This is a genomic window from Lysinibacillus sp. VIII_CA, assembly GCF_049943995.1.
GTDB lineage: Bacteria > Bacillota > Bacilli > Bacillales_A > Planococcaceae > Lysinibacillus > Lysinibacillus pinottii.
Window position 1 is genome coordinate 278,606 of sequence record NZ_JBNFXM010000001.1, and the last position, 18,877, is coordinate 297,482.

The window sequence follows — 18,877 nt, forward strand, 5'->3', positions numbered from 1 at the left end:
TCCCTGCCTTCCTTAGCCTACTAGTCCCACAATTTTTTGTGCACCGTCAGCCATTGAATCCGCTGCAACGATGTTTAAACCAGATGCATTTAAAATTTCTTTTCCAAGTTCTACATTCGTACCTTCTAAACGTACAACTAGTGGCACAGCTAAACCGATTTCTTTAGCAGCTGTCACAACACCCTCAGCGATAATGTTACATTTCATAATTCCGCCAAAAATGTTTACAAAAATGCCTTTTACGTGTGGATCAGAAAGGATAATTTTGAAAGCTTCAGTTACTTTTTCAGCTGTTGCACCGCCCCCTACATCAAGGAAGTTGGCCGGGCTACCGCCGTAGTAGCTAATTGTGTCCATAGTCGCCATAGCAAGACCAGCACCATTAACCATACAGCCAATGTTACCATCTAATGAAATATAGCTTAAATCATATTTTGATGCTTCGATTTCTTTTGGATCTTCTTCATCGAAATCGCGTAATTCGACAATATCTTTATGTCGGTATAATGCATTGGCATCAAAATTGAACTTAGCATCTAGTGCTACTACCTCGCCTTGTCCAGTTACAACAAGTGGATTAATTTCAACAATTGATGCATCTTTGTCGATAAATGCTTGATATAAACCTAACATTAATTTAACAGCTTTCCCTACAAGGTTTGCTGGAATATTCATATTAAACGCCATACGACGTGCTTGGAAACTTGTTAATCCAACCACTGGATCAACTACTTCTTTGAAGATTTTTTCCGGATTTGTTTCCGCTACTTCTTCAATATCCATACCGCCTTCTTCGGATCCCATCATTGTAACGCGGGAAGTTGCACGGTCTAAAACTAAACTTAAATAGTATTCTTTTTGGATATCAGAACCTTCTTCAATATATAAGCGTTTTACTTCTTTTCCCTCAGGACCTGTTTGATGAGTCACTAAAATTTTCCCTAATAATTCTTTTGCGTACGTACGTACCTCATCAAGGTTTTTAGCGATTTTTACACCACCTGCTTTACCGCGTCCACCTGCATGAATTTGCGCCTTGACTACAGTTACATTAGAGCCAAGTTCCTTCGCTACTTTCACTGCTTCATCAGGGGAAAAAGCAACTTTTCCGTTTGGTACAGCTACACCATATTTTCTCAGAATCTCTTTCCCTTGATATTCATGGATATTCATAATACATCCTCCCATCAAACATTTGCATAGAATTGTTTTACTAACATAGTCTATTCTAACGAAACATTCTGATAAAGTCTACACTTTGTCTTTTGTTCGAATTTTCTCTATTATTATGACGCATTCTTCTATTTTGTGTACTAAAACAGCTTGCAAAAATAATCAGAATACTTCATTTTTTCTATATTTTCGCGCATGTTCTTGATCCAAACGATAAATAAAAGCAAAAACCTCTGCCACAGCCTGATATAATTCCTCAGGAATGGACTCGTTTAAATCTAATTGACCAAGCAGTTGAACTAGGTTAGGATCCTCATAAATCGGCACATTATGCTCATTAGCCCTTGCCAAAATGTTCTCGGCAATTTTCCCTTTTCCCTTTGCTACAACAGTTGGACTATCGAATTGACCAAGTTTATACGTTAACGCAATTGCCTCTTTACGGGTGAATTTTTCTTCGCTCATACGCGGATATCCACCCCACTCTGTTCCTCTTGCTGTTCTATTACAGGACTACTTTTGACCACTTGCCCCTTGTCAAATTGCTTCATAAAAACGCCTGATAATTGATAATTTTTCTCTGCCAGCCCATTTTTTAATGCTGCCTTTAGTGGTTCTGCAAGAGATTGAATCTCCAAATATTCATTAAAGACCGTTACTGTAACCACTCGATTTTGAACCTGCATATCAATGACCGTTTCTTGCATGGAGGCCATTTGTAAATAAAATAATACCCTTGCATAGTTGGCATCAATCTTACCATCATCCTTCATGCGACCATTCCATTGCAATGTTGCATCCATTCTCTTACCGAAAAACTCAAGCGGTACTTGCATAATTAATTGATGTTGGTGTCCATTTTCTCCTGAAGATAGTTGCATCCCATTCATTCGTGTCATTAGCATTTCTGCCGCTTCCTTCAATTGCGGTGTCATATTAGTTTCCTGCAATAATGTATGAAGCTGTGGTTTTAATTGATGTGCAATCATTTGTAAATCCGCTGATTTATTTCCGAGTGTCGCCTCATAGCTTACCCCTAAATTTTTCAATACCGTTTTCATAGCATGCTCCATTGCCTTACTATCCATCGAATTTTGAACAAGAGCGTCTGCTTGTGTCACTATTTGTTGAACAAAGGGCTGTGAAGAAGCGATGCTATTTTTTACGAGATTACGCATCAGGGCTTCATTTTGTAATGGAGAAGCTACCTCTTGCTTTACTAAAGACAGTAGATGATCTTTTACTGACAGTCCTTTTATGTCCTGTGTAAATAAATGATTAGACATATTTTGCGAAAAGGCTTTTAATAATTGATCTTGCATTTGCTTAGCAAAAATATCTAATGTTTGCTTGGTAACAGGCAATTGATTAAAACGATCAATTAGTTGATTAATCTGTTGCTTTTGATCATTTGTTAAAAAGTGCTGATTGGTTGTCCATGATTTAAGCTGTTCAATCAGCTGAGCAGCATTTTCAGGCTTCGTTGTTAGGATAGCTTGAACGACTTGACCCGCTTGCTGCATTTGCTGAGAAGCTTTTGCATCATTCATACTTGACCAATTTTGCAATGTAGCCTGATTCGGTATTATCCCAGACTCCTTTAAGATCGACAGAGCTTGCATTTTTTCACTGGTTGTAGCGGTATTATTTGTTAAATTTTCGAGAACTTTCGCAAGAACCACGCTACCCGTTTCTACTTCAAATGGCTTTGCAATAGCTTGTACTTGTTGCATTAAATTTTGCTTAAGCTGTTCAGGTAAGGCTGTATCTCTTGCTAGAAGCTGTGCAAAGTTTTCCATAATAGCCGCCATGCCAGAAGTCTTCTGTCCACTAATTAGCGCTTGAAAGACCTCATTAGTCATGGGCATTTTAAGCTCTATCATTTTTTGAATCGTTTGCAAAGCATCCATTTTAGATATACCTTCTGGTAATGCCTTTAACCACATTTCAGCTTGTAATAGCTGATCTTTTGAAATAGGTAGCTCCGCCTTCATAAAATGTCCTAATAATTGCTGCATCTCTGCTGTCTTAGGTAAATTCATGGATTCTAATAGCTGATTAATTTGCTGGCTTGGTGAAGTGGTGGGCGTCATCGGTCCTGACACCACTTTTAATTCTGCTTGTGGGTCTGTTCCTGTTACCTGGAAAAAATGGGCATCTCCAGCTTTTAATGGAACTTCAAGTTTAGCTATAAATTTTTGATTTCCTACTTGTATCTCTGCCATTTGATCAGGGTATAATTTCTTAATCGTTCCATGAAATACTTGCCCTTGTTTTAAGGCAAGTGGTTGATTACTTGCAGTTATTTGATTTTGTTGCATCTGGATTGGATTAAATGATGTGGCTGTCATATAAGATACTCCTTTCATCAATTACTCCTTCGGTAATTGGTACTAACGTATTATTCAAACATGGATTTGATCGGCTCGAACGATTTACGATGGTGTATCGTTGGTCCGTATTCTTCTAGTGCCTTTAAATGCTGCTTTGTACCATAGCCTGCATGTTGTGCAAAACCATACATAGGAAAATCTTTATCTAATTGTTCCATGTAATCATCTCGGGCTGTTTTAGCTAGAATGGAGGCTGCTGCTATTGCTAAGCTTTTGGCATCTCCTTTAATGATGGAATCCTGAGGGATAGCCATAGGTAATGTCATGGCATCTACTAAAACGTAATCAGGTTTTCTCGATAACGATTCCACACTTGCCTTCATAGATTGTTTGGTCGCCTCATAAATATTAAGCTCGTCTATTTGTTGAGCCGATTGGAAGTGAATAAAATAACTAATAGCATGTTTTTTAATTAAAGCGGCAAAGGCATTTCGTTTATCCTTCGATAATTGCTTAGAATCATTCAAACCAACTAGAGCCTCACTATTTGTTGGCAAAATTACAGCTGCTGTAACGACGGGCCCCGCTAGAGGACCACGCCCCGCCTCATCTACACCTGCAATTAATGCATCTATTCCCCCATAGCTTAAATCGAATGCCACTTTTTCTTGATGTTCCTGAATCAATTGCCGCTTTTTGTCTTGCTTCTTCTGCCAAGTAAGCCAAGCCTTTTGGACACCTACTCGTTCATCTTCCGCAATACCCGACATCCACTCTTGCCATTCTTCCGCATCTTTTAGTGCAACTGTAATTTCTTTAATACTTTTCACTTTCTTACTCCTTCTTGCCTCTACGCATTAAACCTAAATCCATTTCAGTCATTATGTAGCTCAGATTTTTCCTCTATATAATTATTATCGGTAGAAAAATTCATTCCTAAAAGAAAAACTGCCACAAAGAGGGTGTGACAGTTTCCAAAACTTTTTATTGTTCCGATTCTTTTTCTAGTTGTTCATTAACAAAATCAAATGTTAATTTGCCTAATTGCAAGCCACGAATATCTCGCACGATTAGTTGAGCTACTTGATCATAATCAATTTCTCCACCTGCACCAAACACACGTCGAAGTTTCCCAATATGGTCAAAAGTTTCAACCAAGTCTTCATGGATGAACCCAAAGCCGTAACGCTCCTCCATACGCTTTGGATAATGAACGGATAAGAAGCGTAAGCCATATACTGCTAAGTCTTCCATGTTTGTTATGGTGTCTTTAATAGCACCCGTTAAAGCTAATTTAAAGCCTACTTCTTGATCTTCGAATTTTGGCCATAAAATCCCTGGCGTATCTAATAGCTCAAGTTCTTTCCCAACCTTAATCCATTGCTGCGCCTTTGTTACACCTGGGGTATTCCCCGTTTTAGCAATATTTTTTTTCGCCAAGCGATTAATCAATGTGGACTTCCCAACATTCGGTATTCCAACAATCATTGCACGAATAGCTCTAGGCTTCATCCCTTTTGCTTTCATGCGATCAAACTTTTCTTTTAATATTTCCTGTGCTGCTTTCGTTACTTGTTGTAAGCCTTTACCCTCAAGCGAGTTAATAGCGACTGCTTTATGACCACGCTGTGCAAAATATTCTACCCATTTACGTGTTTCTTGCTCGTCTGCCATATCTGCCTTATTCAAAACTAATAAACGAGGTTTTTGATTGATGACTTCGTCAATCATTGGATTACGAGACGATAAAGGTAAACGTGCGTCTATTAACTCAAATATAATATCAACAAGCTTTAATTTTTCCGTTACTTCACGTCGGGCCTTTGCCATATGCCCTGGAAACCATTGAATTGTCACTGCTGTGCCTCCTAAACTAAAAGAAAAAGGGAGTTCCTAAACGCTCCCTTTCTTGCATTACTTTACAATTTTTATGTCATTAAACGGCCAGAAAATCAAACTTGTGTTGCCGATGATTTCCTTTTGATCTACTAGACCAATATGTCGACTGTCTTTACTATTTCGACGATTATCCCCCATGACAAAAACATACCCTTTTGGAATCTCATCTAATGAAACATCGATGTCTTTTAAGGTAAAGTCTTCTGTTAATGTTCCCCCTGTAATTTGAGCTTTATAAGCATCTAAATAGGGCTCATCAATTGGCTCACCGTTGATATATAATTGATCATCTTTATATTCCAGTGAATCTCCTGGCAATCCAATTACACGTTTAATGTAATTTTTTTGTTCAGGTGCATGAAACACAACAATATCAAAGCGTTTCGGTTCACCAATTTTATAACCAATTTTATTCACAATCATGCGGTCGCCATCTTCAAGGGTTGGCATCATGGACTCACCATCAACTGCAATTGGTGTAAATAAAAAATATCGTATAATTGCAGCAATCGCAAATGCAATTAATAGCGCTTTTGTCCATTCCCATAATTCATTCTTTTCTTTCACCTGTTTTTCCATTGAGAAATGCCCCCTTGTCTAACACTATTTTAGTTGATAGGGAATTAAGATGACAAGCAAAAAGAAAAGGAGCTTGCGTACAAGCCCCTCACTTTTAAGTCATAATTATCGAATTTCTTTAATACGAGCAGCTTTACCACGTAGGTTACGTAGGTAGTAAAGTTTAGCACGACGTACTTTACCACGACGTACAACTTCTAAGTTAGCGATTTTTGGTGTGTGTACAGGGAATGTACGCTCAACACCTACACCGTAAGAAATTTTACGAACTGTGAAAGTTTCGCTAATACCGCCACCACGACGTTTAATTACTACACCTTCGAAAAGCTGGATACGTTCACGAGTACCCTCTACTACTTTCACGTGTACCTTAACAGTATCACCAGGACGGAAAGCAGGTAGATCCGTGCGAAGTTGAGATTTTGTAATTTCTGTAATAATGTTTGACATTGTTTTCTCTCCTTAGACAGATGCTCTTGCACGCAATCTATGCCACAGCGGAACACCGTAATTCAGTACTTCACATAGAAGTACAGATTAAATGTTATCATAAATATACTAGGCAATCAAGCATCTTGTTGATTGTTTTTAAGTTTTTCTAAATACAATTTTTGCTTGTCAGTTAAAGGATATAGATCAAGTAAATCAGGACGACGTTCAAAGGTTCTTTTCAACGATTGCTCCTCACGCCATTGCTCAATTTTTGCGTGATTGCCCGATAATAAAACATCTGGCACCTTCATTCCTCGAAATTCTGCTGGTCGAGTATAATGAGGATGCTCTAAGAGACCAGTTGAAAAGGAATCTTGTATATGTGAATCTTCTTGGCCTAATACACCTGGTAATAGGCGTACAACACTATCGATAACCGTCATGGCTCCTAGTTCTCCACCTGTTAAAACGAAATCCCCAATAGAAATTTCATCTGTTACAAGGTGCTGGCGTATACGTTCATCATAGCCTTCATAGTGACCACATAAAAAGACTAATTCCTTCTCTTGTGACAATTCTTCTGCTTTTTTTTGGGTGAATCGTTCTCCCTGAGGGCACATTAAAATGATGCGTGGTTGTTTTCCTGCACAAATTGCTTCTACAGCGCTAAACATCGGCTCAGGCTTTAAAACCATGCCTGCTCCGCCACCATATGGATAGTCGTCAACTTGATTGTGCTTATTCCCCGAAAATGTACGGATGTCGGTTACCTCTAGCTTGACCGCATTTTTTTCTTGAGCTTTCTTTAAAATAGAAGCCCCGAAAACACCTGAGAACATATCGGGAAAAAGGCTCAGCACATGAATATTCATCATAATAAACCTTCCATTACGTGAATGACAATTTTCTTCTCATCCACATCAATATCTTTCACGATATCTTCTATATAAGGGATATAATGCTCCTTCTTTGAGCCTTTAACCACCCATACATCATTAGCACCTGTTTGTAGAATATCGTTCACAACACCAATTGTTTCGCCTTCTTCAGAAACAACTGTACAACCTATAATCTCATGGAAAAAGAATTCATTTTCTTCCAGGAGATCATCAGTCATTTGATCTTTTGTCACTTTTAACAAACCTTCTTTAAACGGCTCGACCAAATTGATGTTATTCATGCCTTCGAATGTTAATAAAATAAAGTTTTTATGACGACGCACAGATTGAATCGTTACCCAAGTTGGCTTTTTATCGTCCTTTTTAAAGGCAGCAAGCTTATTCCCTACCGCAAAACGCTCTTTTTCAAAGTCTGTTGTCGATAATATACGCACCTCTCCTCGAATACCGTGTGTATTGACAATTCGACCTACATTAAACCATTCCATTCAACTATCACCTCATTAAAACGTACTACTCTCTCCAATTGCATTCGCTTTCTACCTTTTCCCGTAGTTAGCAAATTTACTTCGGAAAAATGTAGGTTCAGCTAAGACAATCAATTGTCTCGTCCATATTAATATAATCAATTGCCTCTAGCTGTAATCTTAGTTAAAACTTTATGCCCTGTTTTTCCTAAATAAAAAGAACAATTCTAGGCGAAATAAAGAAAAAAGGAAGGAACCTACAAGCTCCCTCCTTCTTAGTCCAGATATTACGCTTCATGCTAAAGGCCACTTCGAACTCCTAAGCGACATGTAAACACACCTATCAGGACTCAATTGTACTCGTTGCAAGAGCGCGAAAATCTTTTCTATTAATCCAATATATCGACGTAGGTCTTCTTTTGATGGTGACTACCTGCCGCTGAATAAACAATTGTACGAATTGCTTTCGCTACTCGCCCTTGCTTGCCTATGACTTTCCCTCGATCCTCTGGATGAACAAAAAGTTTATAAACAATTCGATTTGCATTTTCATCCGTCTCAATACGAACTTCTTCTGGATAATCGACTAACGGTAAAACGATTGCTTCAATCAGCTGCTTCAAAGACGTCGCCCCCGATTATTTACTGAATTTTTGGTTATGGAATTTCTCCATGATACCTTGTTCTGAGAACAGGTTACGTACTGTATCTGATGGTTTTGCACCGTCAGCTAACCATTTAAGAGCTTTCTCTTCATCAATGTTTACAGTAGCTGGTTGAGTTAGTGGGTTGTAAGTACCAACTGTTTCGATTTGACGGCCGTCACGTGGTGAACGAGCGTCTGCAACTACGATACGATAGAAAGGAGATTTTTTAGCTCCCATACGTTTTAAGCGAATTTTAACTGCCATTTTAATAGCACCTCCGAATAAGTTTCACACAAGATAGTATATTATCAATGTTTAGGTTGTTTGTAAAGTGTTTTTTCTTAACACCTAAAAATTATTATTTAAACAATGAATCAAAGCCTGGTAATTTCATTTTTTTCTTGCCCTTACCACTTGCCATTCCAGTCATTTGCTTCATCATTTTTTTCATTTCATCAAATTGCTTAATCAGACGATTCACCTCTTGAATAGAAGTCCCTGAACCTTTAGCAATGCGCTTTTTACGGCTGCCATTAATCAATTCAGGATTCGTCTTTTCAGCAGGCGTCATGGAGTAAATAATCGCCTCTACACGCCCCATTTGCTTATCATCAACTTTGACATTATCTAAGCCTTTGATTTTGTTTGCACCAGGGAGCATCTTTAAAATTTCATCTAGAGGTCCCATTTTTTTAACTTGCTGTAGTTGCTCCACGAAATCATCAAATGTAAAGGATTGAGTCTTGAATTTTTCTTCTAACTCTTTGGCTTTTGCCTCATCTACATTTGCTTGGGCCTTTTCGATCAGCGATAGAACATCTCCCATACCTAAAATACGAGACGCCATACGTTCAGGATGGAAAGGTTCTAGCGCATCCATTTTTTCGCCCATACCGACAAACTTAATCGGTTTCTGCGTTACAGAACGTATAGATAATGCCGCACCACCACGAGTATCACCATCAAGTTTCGTTAACACAACTCCTGTAATACCAATAGCCTCGTTAAAGCTTTCTGCTACGTTCACGGCATCTTGACCTGTCATTGCATCAACAACAAGAAAGACCTCATCTGGCTCTTTTAATGCGCGTATATCTTTTAATTCTTGCATCAAATCCTCATCGATGTGCAAACGGCCGGCCGTATCGATAATTACGACATCGTGATGATCTTCTTTCGCCTTTTCAATTGCCTGACGCGCAATCTCTACAGGAGAAATATCAGTGCCTAACGAAAAAACTGGTAATGAAAGCTGTTTACCTAATGTTTCTAATTGTTGAACAGCTGCTGGACGATAAACGTCGGCTGCTACTAACAATGGTTTACGATTATATTTTTTTCGTAGAACATTAGCCAATTTACCTGTAGTTGTCGTTTTCCCTGCTCCTTGGAGACCGACCATCATAATAACAGTTGGAGGCTTCGTATTAAATTTAATTGGGCTTTGCTCGCCACCCATTAATTCGGTTAATTCATCTTGTACAATTTTAATGACTTGTTGACCTGGTGTTAAGCTTTGCATAACATCTACACCAACAGCACGTTCACTAACCTTTTTTACAAATTCCTTGACTACTTTTAAGTTAACATCCGCCTCAATTAAAGCAAATCGGACTTCACGCATCATTTCTTTGACGTCTTGCTCTGATACTTTCCCTTTGCCCTTAATTTTTTGGATCGTTCCTTGGAGTCGTTCCGCTAATCCTTCAAAAGCCATCGCTTTCGCCTCCTAATCCCATTCTTTCAGCTGTTCAATAAGCGCTAACTGCTCTTCAGCTGTCATACTTTGTTCTGTTATCCCCATTGTTAGCTGTGAAAGCATTTGGGTACGTTGTTGAAATTTTTCAAGTAAACATAATTTTTCTTCATATTCCTCAAGCATTGCTTCTGTTCGACGAATATTATCGTAGACAGCTTGGCGTGAAACCCCATACGATTCAGCGATTTCACCTAGTGAGTGATCATCCAAATAGTATAGTTCCATATAACTTCTTTGCTTATCTGTTAATAATGCTTGATAAAAGTCGAAGAGAAAGTTCATGCGTGTTGTTTTTTCAAGTAGCATCGAATATTTCTCCTCCTGCTATTTAGTCATTTGTATCATATCGAAAAGCGCCCGTCTGTGTCAAGGTAATCTCCTTGTCTAAAAGCCTCATTTACTTACTTTTGGGCATTTCTTGCCTTGAGCTAGTATTACTTTCCAACATGTCAATTCAATTTTTCATAGGCGAGCGTTTCTACACGATTACACCCCAGTGAATGAATGTCACATTTCTTATGGAGAGGTTAAACTAACATTAATGACCTATAAAAAAACAAACATTCATCCCCTCCGATACATGAAGGAGATGAATGCTAAATCAAGATAAAATGGCAAAGCCAATTTATCTGTTATTCTTCATTGTTTTGTAATTCTTTATCTAAACCATCAGCAAATAACCCATAGACATATCGTTCTGCATCAAATGGCTGTAAATCGTCCATTTTCTCTCCAAGACCTACAAATTTCACAGGAATGTGTAATTTATTACGGATTGCAAGCACAATACCACCCTTAGCTGTACCGTCCAGCTTTGTTAAAACGATACCTGTCACATTCGTTGCTTCTTTAAATGTTTGTGCTTGAACAAGGGCATTTTGACCAGTTGTTGCATCTAACGCTAATAATACTTCATGCGGAGCACTTGGGATTTCACGGGAAATGACACGATGTACTTTTTCAAGCTCGTTCATTAAATTCACTTTGTTTTGTAAGCGTCCAGCAGTATCACAAATTAACACATCTGCTTTTCTGTTTTTAGCAGCATGAATTGCATCATACATAACTGCTGCTGGATCAGAGCCCTCAGATTGTTTAATCACCTCACAGCCTACACGATCTCCCCACACTTGTAATTGATCAATAGCACCTGCACGGAATGTATCACCTGCAGCTAAAACGACTGTTTTGCCTTGGGACTTTAGACGATGAGCAAGTTTACCAATTGTCGTTGTTTTCCCTACACCATTCACCCCAACAAATAGAATGACTGTCAGTTCACCATCAGGCTGCATATTTAATTCAATTAAATCTTCTTCACCTTGCTCATATATTTCTACAAGCTTTTCAGAAATTAAAGTTTGTATACCATTTGTATCTTTTATATTTTTACGTTGCACTTCGAAACGTAATTTATCCATAAGTTCCATGACCGTTTCAAAACCAACATCGGCCTGTAGTAAAAGGTCTTCTAATTCCTCAAAGAAATCCTCATCTACTTTACGATAACGCGCAACAAGGTCGTTGACTTTCGATGTAAAGGAATTACGTGTTTTTTCAAGGCCGGCTTTAAATTTTTGCGTAATAGACCAAGCAGAAGGTTTTTTCTCCTCAGCTGGTTGTTCCTCAATAACTTGTAGTTCTAGCTGCTCTTCTTCCTCGCTTGGAGAAGGCTCTAAATCTTTTGTACCTTCGATGTCTGAAGATTGTTCGGTTTCTTTTGTCTCTTCAATTTGTGAGGGTTGCTCGGATTCTTTTGTCTCTTCAATTTGTGAGGGTTGCTCGAATTGCTCAGAAGGTTCTTCAATCACAGTCATTGGTGACTCACTGTCTCCTTCTGATTCCTGTTGATGAGAATCCACATCATGTTCAAGAGCCTCTAGTTTTTCTTCCTCCGCTGGATTCCCCATCAATTTATCTTTTAAACGCTTAAAAAAGCTCATCCTTATTTGCTCCTTTGCTCCGCAAGTACGGGTTCGTCTTCTAATTTTACTGATACGAGTTTCGATACACCTGACTCCTGCATAGTTATACCATACAGGACATCCGCTCCCTCCATCGTTCCTTTACGATGGGTAATGACAATGAATTGTGTTTCACCACTAAACTTTTTCAAATATTGGCTGTATCTCACAACATTTGCTTCATCTAAAGCAGCCTCGACTTCATCGAGAATACAAAATGGGACTGGTCTTATGTTTAAGATGGAGAATAATAAAGCGATCGCCGTTAGCGCACGTTCACCACCAGAAAGTAAACTTAAATTTTGTAATTTTTTCCCTGGAGGTTGAGCAACGATTTCAATGCCTGTTTCTAGTAAATTTTGCGGGTCAATAAGCACTAAATCGGCTTGCCCCCCACCAAACAATTCACGGAACACAAGTCTAAATTGTTCTCGAATTGCAAAGAACGTTTCGCTAAAGCGCATTGTCATTTCTTCATCCATTTCTTTAATGGCTTCATGCAATGTTTCTTGCGCCGCAAGCAAATCCTCTCGCTGTTCAGTTAAAAACGTATGTCGTTCGAGTACTCTTTCATATTCTTCAATCGCACCTAAATTAACAGGTCCAAGCTCTTCAATTGATTTTTTAAGCAATTTAACACGTCGGCGTATAAATTCCTCATCTTCTATAGCCCGTGCTTCTTCTTGTGCTTCTTCGAAGGTTAGCTGATAGTTTTCCTCAAGCTGTTCTGTGAAATTGTCCATCTCAAATTCAACACGGTTTCGTTTCAACTCATTTCCACGTATCGCTTCAAGATATCCTTTATGGATTCGTTGTAATTCCTTCAGCTGCGCCTCTAGCGTTGAAAGTTCATTCTGTTGCCCTACTTTTTCTTCTTTTTTCTGAGAAATTGCCTGTTGTAGCTCATCTCTTCTAGCCTTCCAAGTCATCACCTGTTCATCGACCTCTTCATCACTTAAATAATTTGTCGATTCATCAGATTGAAGCCATAATATTTCCTGAGAAATATTTTCAACTTTTTGTTGAGCTTTGTTTAATTGTAGGGCTAAATCAGCTGTAGCTATTTGAACTTGTGACATTTGTTCCTGTATTACAGCTAATTGTGAGCGTTTTTCTGCCAATTGCTCTCGTAATACATCTTTTTCTGTCTCACTTTGTAGTTTAACCTTACTTAATTGCTCAACCGTTTCGTTGATTTCGATTAATTCTACTGCAAGCGCGCTTAAACGTTCCTCTGCTTCTTGCTTTTGAGCCAATAATGCCTCTTCTCGTGTTTTTACATCTTGTGTTTCAGTCGAGGCAAAAGTTACTCTAGCCGACAAGCTTTTCTCCACAGCTTCTAACTCACGTAAACGACCCGCCTGCTGCATCTCATCTTTTCGTAATTGCTCCCCTTCAAGCTTCAGCAGCTCTACTTGATCACGAATTGTTGCTAGCTTTTCCTTTTCCGCTGCAACAGCCTGTTCGGCACCATAAATGGAAGCTTGTAGAGACTCTAGCTTTAGAACTAAACCATCTAATTCCGCTTTTCTTGTAAAGAGTGAAGATTGCTGTTTCAAAGCACCACCCGTTAACGAGCCCCCTGCATTAACAATATCTCCATCAAGCGTAACAACTCGATAACGGAACCCACATAATCTAGCAATTTGACTTGCCCCTTCAAGATTTGCTGCAACGATGACATTCCCTAGAAGGTTTTCAACAATTGTTCGATTATCTTCATTGAAAGTCACTAACGCATCCGCCATTCGAACAAATGCTGGGTGCTCAGTGGCCAATTGGATAGTCGCTAGATTAATTTTGCGTGATTTCATTAATGTTTTCGGTAAGAAGGTCGCACGTCCAGCTCGCTTTTGTTTTAGCCAATGAATAGCCTGTTGGGCATGGCGTTCATTAGTTGTGACAATGTGCTGAGAGGCAGCTCCTAAAGCGGTTTCTATTGCTTGTGAATATTTCCCCTCAACTTGAATTAACTCAGCTACGGCACCCTCAATACCTTGTAATTCCCCTTTATCTCGTGCCAGTAGTACTTCTTTAACACCTTGGAAAAACCCTGAAAAGTCAGCTTCAAGCTCCGCTAACGTGTCTTTTCTAGCTTTAAGTTGCTGCTGATGCTGATAAGCTTTATACAGCATATCTTGCTTCTCAGTAAAGGTTGAATTAACATTTTTCAACTGTATTTGCAAAGCATCATATTGGTCTAGCTTTTCTTGCAAATCATTTGTTGTTGTAGTATGTACTGCTACTAGCTGTTCTTTTTCAGCAATAATTTGCATAAGCTCTTGCCCAATTTCATCAGTTTGGTCGGACATTCGTGTTGCCATAGCTTTTTGTTGAGCCAACTGCTGATCGATATTTTTTAACTCATTTTTGATGGTCGCTTCTTCATTCAACGAATCGATATATCGATTTTTTTGCTCCTCAATTTCTTGTTCAATTTCTGTTACCGAGCGATTTAATGATTGCTCTAACTGTTTAATGCTCTGTTTTAGCACCGACACGGCTTGTTGTTTTTCTGAGAATACAGCTTTTTTCTCTTGCTCCTGAATAAGCAATGCCTCTACTTCTGCTTTTGCTTCTTGTAATGACGTATTCAGTTGCTGTAATTGATTGGACGCATTTTGACGCTTTTCAGCCATTAGCGCCTTTCGTCCATCCCATCGTTCTACCTCCATTGTGGCATTAACTAGGTCAGCTTGTGAAACATCCAAATATTCATCAAGTTCTTTTAATAGCTTACGAATATGAATTGTCTGTTTATCGAAAGCTGCAATATCTTGAGCTTGCTTTTGCTCTATCTCAGATAGGTTTGTGTATTCTTCTTTTAGCGCACGCAAAGACTGTGCACAATTTTTAAAATCATGCACAAGAATGGCAATATCAAAATCTTTTAGCTCAGTAGACATTTGTACATAGTCTCTTGCACTAGATGCTTGCATTTCGAGAGGTCCTAGACGACTGTCTAATTCATGAAGAATATCTAATACACGATACAAATTTTCATCTGTCTCAACAAGTTTATGCTCTGCTTTTTTCTTTCTTATTTTATACTTTAGTACGCCAGCTGCCTCTTCAAAAATCGAACGACGGTCATCAGGTCGGCTATTTAAAATTTCATCGACACGCCCCTGTGAAATTATAGAAAAAGCCTCTTTTCCAAGGCCTGAATCCATAAACAAGTCCGTAATATCCTTCAGGCGACACTGCTGGTTATTTAATAAATATTCACTATCACCTGAACGGTATACGCGTCTTGTTACGCTGACTTCTGTATAGGAAAAAGCAAGTTGCTCGTCGGTATTATCTAATATTAGTGTTACCTCTGCAAAGTTGAGCGGCTTCCGAGAGTCACTCCCTGCAAAAATTACATCTTCCATCTTTGATCCACGTAACGACTTTGCCGATTGCTCTCCAAGTACCCAACGTATTGCATCTGTGACATTACTTTTTCCACTGCCATTTGGTCCGACAACCGCTGTAACACCGGGTACAAAGTCAATACCAATGCGCTCCGCAAATGATTTAAAGCCAATCACTTCTAGTCGTTTTAGGAACATCTTTTAAGCCTCCTCTTTTGCAGCTTCTTCTCGCATCATACGCATAGCACATTGTGCAGCTTGCTGCTCGGCTTCTTTTTTCGATTTTCCTCGACCAATACCAAGCTCTTGTCCGTTCAGTAAGACGCTTGATACAAAGGTACGATTATGTGCAGGACCTTTTTCATCAATGATTTCATAATGAAGAAGTCCATTATTTGTTTGCTGTACCATTTCTTGCAATTGGCTTTTAAAATCCATCACATGCGAAAAAGCACCGACTTCTACTTTTGGGAACACGATACGTTCTAAAAATGACACGACCGTTTGTAAATCTTGATCTAAATATAAGGCACCTACAAATGACTCAAACACATCTGCAAGTAGTGCTGGGCGTTCCCGTCCACCTGTTAATTCTTCACCTTTTCCAAGTAAAACAAAGCGACCAAAGCCTAGTTCATTTGCAAAAATAACTAGAGATGGTTCACAAACAATGGATGCTCGTAACTTTGTTAACTCACCCTCGCTCATATTGGGGTATTTCTCAAAAAGATATTTAGAAACAGACAGTTCAAGTACTGCGTCCCCTAAAAATTCAAGACGCTCATTATCCGTAAATAGCTTACGGCGATGCTCATTCACATAAGATGAATGCGTGAATGCTTGATACAATAAATTTTTATTAATAAATGTGATATTTAATTCATGCTGTAGCAGCTCGAATTGATTGCGTACTTTTTCAGGAAGTACGCCAGATTTCTGCATAGTTCCTTTTCTTTTCATAGCCATTGAACAAATCTGCCTTCCTAATAGTTTCTACCGTTTTAGTGTACCTTTTTCAAAGCGTTTATGCAAAAGTATTTCGGCATAAACACAATATTTTGGAAAATTTTTAGCAAATTTATTTCCAAAATCAATTAAGCCTTGGCACATTTGTGTCCCAATCGATCTTCGGGATGTAAATCCACTATATAATTGAAACAAAAAGAGGACGTCTATAGATCGAAAACCGATCTATTTCGTCCCCTTTGAATACATCTTGTCTATTAGATCTGCTTCCCTGTAAAGAAAAGCAGGAAACTATTTCTCCTTTATTCAACCAATCATAAATACCATTTGTATAATTACGATAACCATTACACCAATAAGGGTGATAAATTTCTGCTAAATAAAGTACAAACGAAATTAGTTTATTTTACTTTCGATGTATGAAATTGCAGAACCTACTGTTGAGATTTTTTCAGCATCTTCATCAGAAATTTCCATATCGAATTCGTCTTCAAGCTCCATTACAAGCTCAACTACGTCTAATGAGTCAGCACCTAAATCATCACGGAAAGAAGCTTCAAGTGTTACTTCGCTTTCTTCAACACCTAAACGGTCCACGATTACTTTTGTTACGCGTTCTAATACTGTAGACAAATGATTCACCTCCCCTCAAATGATTATACAAAAAATTAGCGCTCATGCCTAATTGAAATTACATGACCATACCACCGTCTATATGAAGCGTTTGTCCAGTCATATAGTTTGCGTCATCGGATGCAAGGAAAACAACTGCCTTTGCAATATCCTCTGGTTGCCCTAGTTTTGCAAGCGGAATTTGAGTTAGCATCCCTTGTTTAATATCTTCTGGTAACTGATCTGTCATTTCAGTTTCGATAAAACCAGGTGCAATAGCATTAACTAAAATATTGCGAGACGCTAATTCCTTCGCAGTTGTTTTTGTTAACCCAATAACACCCGCTTTAGCAGCTACATAGTTTGCTTGGCCCGCATTTCCAGCTACGCCAACAATCGATGAAATATTAATAATTCGACCAGCACGTTGCTTCATCATTTGACGTGTTACCGCTTTGGTACATAGGAAAACACCCTTAAGATTCGTATCTAAGACATCATCCCATTCATTTTCCTTCATGCGCATAAGTAAATTATCTCTTGTAATACCAGCATTATTCACTAAAATATCAAGGGAGCCAAATGTTTTCACAGCTGTATCCATTAATGCTGTCACTTCTTCTGTTTGAGAGACGCTAGCTTGTACAGCAATTGCCTCACCACCACCTTCTTGAATTATAGCAACCACTTCTTCAGCTTTTGCTTGCGAGCCACTATAATTCACGACAACTTTCGCACCTTCGTCAGCAAGCTTTAATGCAATAGCACGACCTATTCCTCGTGAAGCTCCTGTTACAACAACTACTTTTCCCTCAAGTTTACGCATTGATTGACCACTCCTTTGACGCTTCTAGAACCGCTTCTAATGATGCCTCATCATAGACACAATAGGCAGCAACAGAGCGATCGATTTTTTTCAATAGACCACTTAATACTTTACCCGGGCCACATTCAATAAAGACATCCACACCTTGTGCAATCATTTCGCGCATAGATGCCTCCCATTGAACAGCACTATAAACCTGTTCAACAAGCTCTTGTTGAATAGCCGGAACATCCGTTAACTCCTTAGCCATCACGTTCCCTACAACAGGAATTTGCGGAGCCGCTAAAGTAACATCAACCAACGCAGCTTTCAGCATCTCTGACGATGGTCGCATCAGTTCAGAATGGAATGGACCACTTACAACTAATGGTATTGCACGCTTAGCCCCTGCATCTTTTGCAGCGCTTGATGCCTTCTCAACACCCTCTTTTGTTCCTGAAATAACAATTTGCCCCGGGCAATTAACATTGGCGACCTGCACAGTATGACCTGTTGCAGACACTTGCTCAGTTACTTCATTTAATGCTTCTAATTCCATGCCTAAAATCGCTGCCATAGCACCTTGTCCAGCAGGTACAGCTTCGTTCATATAGAGACCACGTTTATGCACAATCTTCACGGCATCTTCAAAGGACATGACGCCCGCAATAACCAATGCACCATATTCTCCAAGGGAGTGACCTGCTGCATAATGAGGGTGAATTCCGGCTGCACGTAGCTTCTCTGCTACCATTACACCTGTAGTTAATAGCGCTGGCTGAGCATGATATGTTAAAGTTAATTCCTCCGCTGGACCTTCTAACATTAGCTTAGATAGCTCCAAATCGAGAGCTTGGTCTGCACGATCATAGAAGGCTTTACTTTCCGCTGCATTTTCAACAAACTCTTGCCCCATTCCCACTACTTGCGAACCTTGTCCCGGAAAAATAAATGCTATTTTCGTCATTTGAAAAATCCCCTTT

Annotated in this window: 19 protein-coding genes; all 19 read right to left on the bottom strand. The window is 39.0% G+C overall.

Annotated elements, in window-relative coordinates:
* Positions 1-12 precede the first annotated feature (12 nt).
* Positions 13-1,173: an ADP-forming succinate--CoA ligase subunit beta gene (gene sucC / locus ACP3VS_RS01425; protein WP_025113922.1), complete on the bottom strand. Its 1,161-nt coding sequence runs from the start codon at positions 1,171-1,173 to the stop codon at positions 13-15.
* Between the two features lie 162 nt (positions 1,174-1,335).
* A complete protein-coding gene (locus ACP3VS_RS01430) occupies positions 1,336-1,638 on the bottom strand; it encodes an EscU/YscU/HrcU family type III secretion system export apparatus switch protein (protein ID WP_012293250.1) in 303 nt (100 codons plus the stop codon).
* A complete protein-coding gene (locus tag ACP3VS_RS01435; RefSeq protein ID WP_036160958.1) occupies positions 1,635-3,524 on the bottom strand; it encodes a hypothetical protein in 1,890 nt (629 codons plus the stop codon). Before ACP3VS_RS01435 ends, ACP3VS_RS01430 begins: the two co-directional genes overlap by 4 nt.
* A 50-nt stretch (positions 3,525-3,574) precedes the next feature.
* Positions 3,575-4,336 (bottom strand): ribonuclease HII, encoded by a 762-nt coding sequence (locus tag ACP3VS_RS01440; protein WP_012293248.1) that lies wholly within the window; start codon positions 4,334-4,336, stop codon positions 3,575-3,577.
* A 154-nt stretch (positions 4,337-4,490) separates the two neighbouring features.
* Positions 4,491-5,363 (bottom strand): ribosome biogenesis GTPase YlqF, encoded by an 873-nt coding sequence (gene ylqF / locus ACP3VS_RS01445; protein ID WP_012293247.1) that lies wholly within the window; start codon positions 5,361-5,363, stop codon positions 4,491-4,493.
* A gap of 57 nt (positions 5,364-5,420) precedes the next feature.
* Positions 5,421-5,984 carry a signal peptidase I gene (lepB, locus tag ACP3VS_RS01450; protein WP_012293246.1) on the bottom strand — a complete coding sequence of 188 codons (564 nt, stop codon included), beginning with the start codon at positions 5,982-5,984 and terminating at the stop codon, positions 5,421-5,423.
* Positions 5,985-6,089: 105 nt separating this feature from the next.
* A complete protein-coding gene (rplS, locus tag ACP3VS_RS01455) occupies positions 6,090-6,434 on the bottom strand; it encodes a 50S ribosomal protein L19 (protein ID WP_008181294.1) in 345 nt (114 codons plus the stop codon).
* A gap of 116 nt (positions 6,435-6,550) precedes the next feature.
* Positions 6,551-7,288: a tRNA (guanosine(37)-N1)-methyltransferase TrmD gene (trmD, locus tag ACP3VS_RS01460; RefSeq protein WP_025113917.1), complete on the bottom strand. Its 738-nt coding sequence runs from the start codon at positions 7,286-7,288 to the stop codon at positions 6,551-6,553.
* On the bottom strand, positions 7,288-7,803 hold the full coding sequence (gene rimM / locus ACP3VS_RS01465) for a ribosome maturation factor RimM (protein ID WP_031418980.1): 516 nt from the start codon (positions 7,801-7,803) through the stop codon (positions 7,288-7,290). The genes trmD and rimM overlap by 1 nt, the downstream gene beginning before the upstream one ends.
* Before the next feature lie 368 nt (positions 7,804-8,171).
* Positions 8,172-8,405, bottom strand: coding sequence for a KH domain-containing protein (locus ACP3VS_RS01470; protein WP_004269410.1), 234 nt, complete (start codon positions 8,403-8,405; stop codon positions 8,172-8,174).
* Positions 8,406-8,420: 15 nt separating this feature from the next.
* Positions 8,421-8,693 (bottom strand): 30S ribosomal protein S16, encoded by a 273-nt coding sequence (gene rpsP, locus ACP3VS_RS01475; protein WP_004269411.1) that lies wholly within the window; start codon positions 8,691-8,693, stop codon positions 8,421-8,423.
* A 94-nt stretch (positions 8,694-8,787) separates the two neighbouring features.
* Complete coding sequence (gene ffh, locus ACP3VS_RS01480) at positions 8,788-10,146, bottom strand: signal recognition particle protein (protein WP_031418979.1); 1,359 nt, start codon at positions 10,144-10,146, stop codon at positions 8,788-8,790.
* Between the two features lie 12 nt (positions 10,147-10,158).
* The gene (locus tag ACP3VS_RS01485; RefSeq protein WP_012293242.1) at positions 10,159-10,494 is read right to left on the bottom strand and encodes a putative DNA-binding protein; all 336 of its coding nucleotides are present in this window, start codon (positions 10,492-10,494) and stop codon (positions 10,159-10,161) included.
* A gap of 326 nt (positions 10,495-10,820) precedes the next feature.
* Positions 10,821-12,131 (bottom strand): signal recognition particle-docking protein FtsY, encoded by a 1,311-nt coding sequence (ftsY, locus tag ACP3VS_RS01490; RefSeq protein WP_426388314.1) that lies wholly within the window; start codon positions 12,129-12,131, stop codon positions 10,821-10,823.
* Positions 12,132-12,133: 2 nt separating this feature from the next.
* Positions 12,134-15,709, bottom strand: coding sequence for a chromosome segregation protein SMC (smc, locus tag ACP3VS_RS01495; protein WP_426388316.1), 3,576 nt, complete (start codon positions 15,707-15,709; stop codon positions 12,134-12,136).
* A gap of 3 nt (positions 15,710-15,712) precedes the next feature.
* Complete coding sequence (gene rnc, locus ACP3VS_RS01500; RefSeq protein ID WP_012293239.1) at positions 15,713-16,477, bottom strand: ribonuclease III; 765 nt, start codon at positions 16,475-16,477, stop codon at positions 15,713-15,715.
* A 396-nt stretch (positions 16,478-16,873) separates the two neighbouring features.
* Positions 16,874-17,110 (bottom strand): acyl carrier protein, encoded by a 237-nt coding sequence (acpP, locus tag ACP3VS_RS01505; RefSeq protein ID WP_008181678.1) that lies wholly within the window; start codon positions 17,108-17,110, stop codon positions 16,874-16,876.
* Between the two features lie 58 nt (positions 17,111-17,168).
* Complete coding sequence (gene fabG / locus ACP3VS_RS01510; RefSeq protein ID WP_012293236.1) at positions 17,169-17,915, bottom strand: 3-oxoacyl-[acyl-carrier-protein] reductase; 747 nt, start codon at positions 17,913-17,915, stop codon at positions 17,169-17,171.
* On the bottom strand, positions 17,908-18,861 hold the full coding sequence (fabD, locus tag ACP3VS_RS01515; RefSeq protein ID WP_426388317.1) for an ACP S-malonyltransferase: 954 nt from the start codon (positions 18,859-18,861) through the stop codon (positions 17,908-17,910). Before fabD ends, fabG begins: the two co-directional genes overlap by 8 nt.
* Positions 18,862-18,877: the final 16 nt, after the last annotated feature.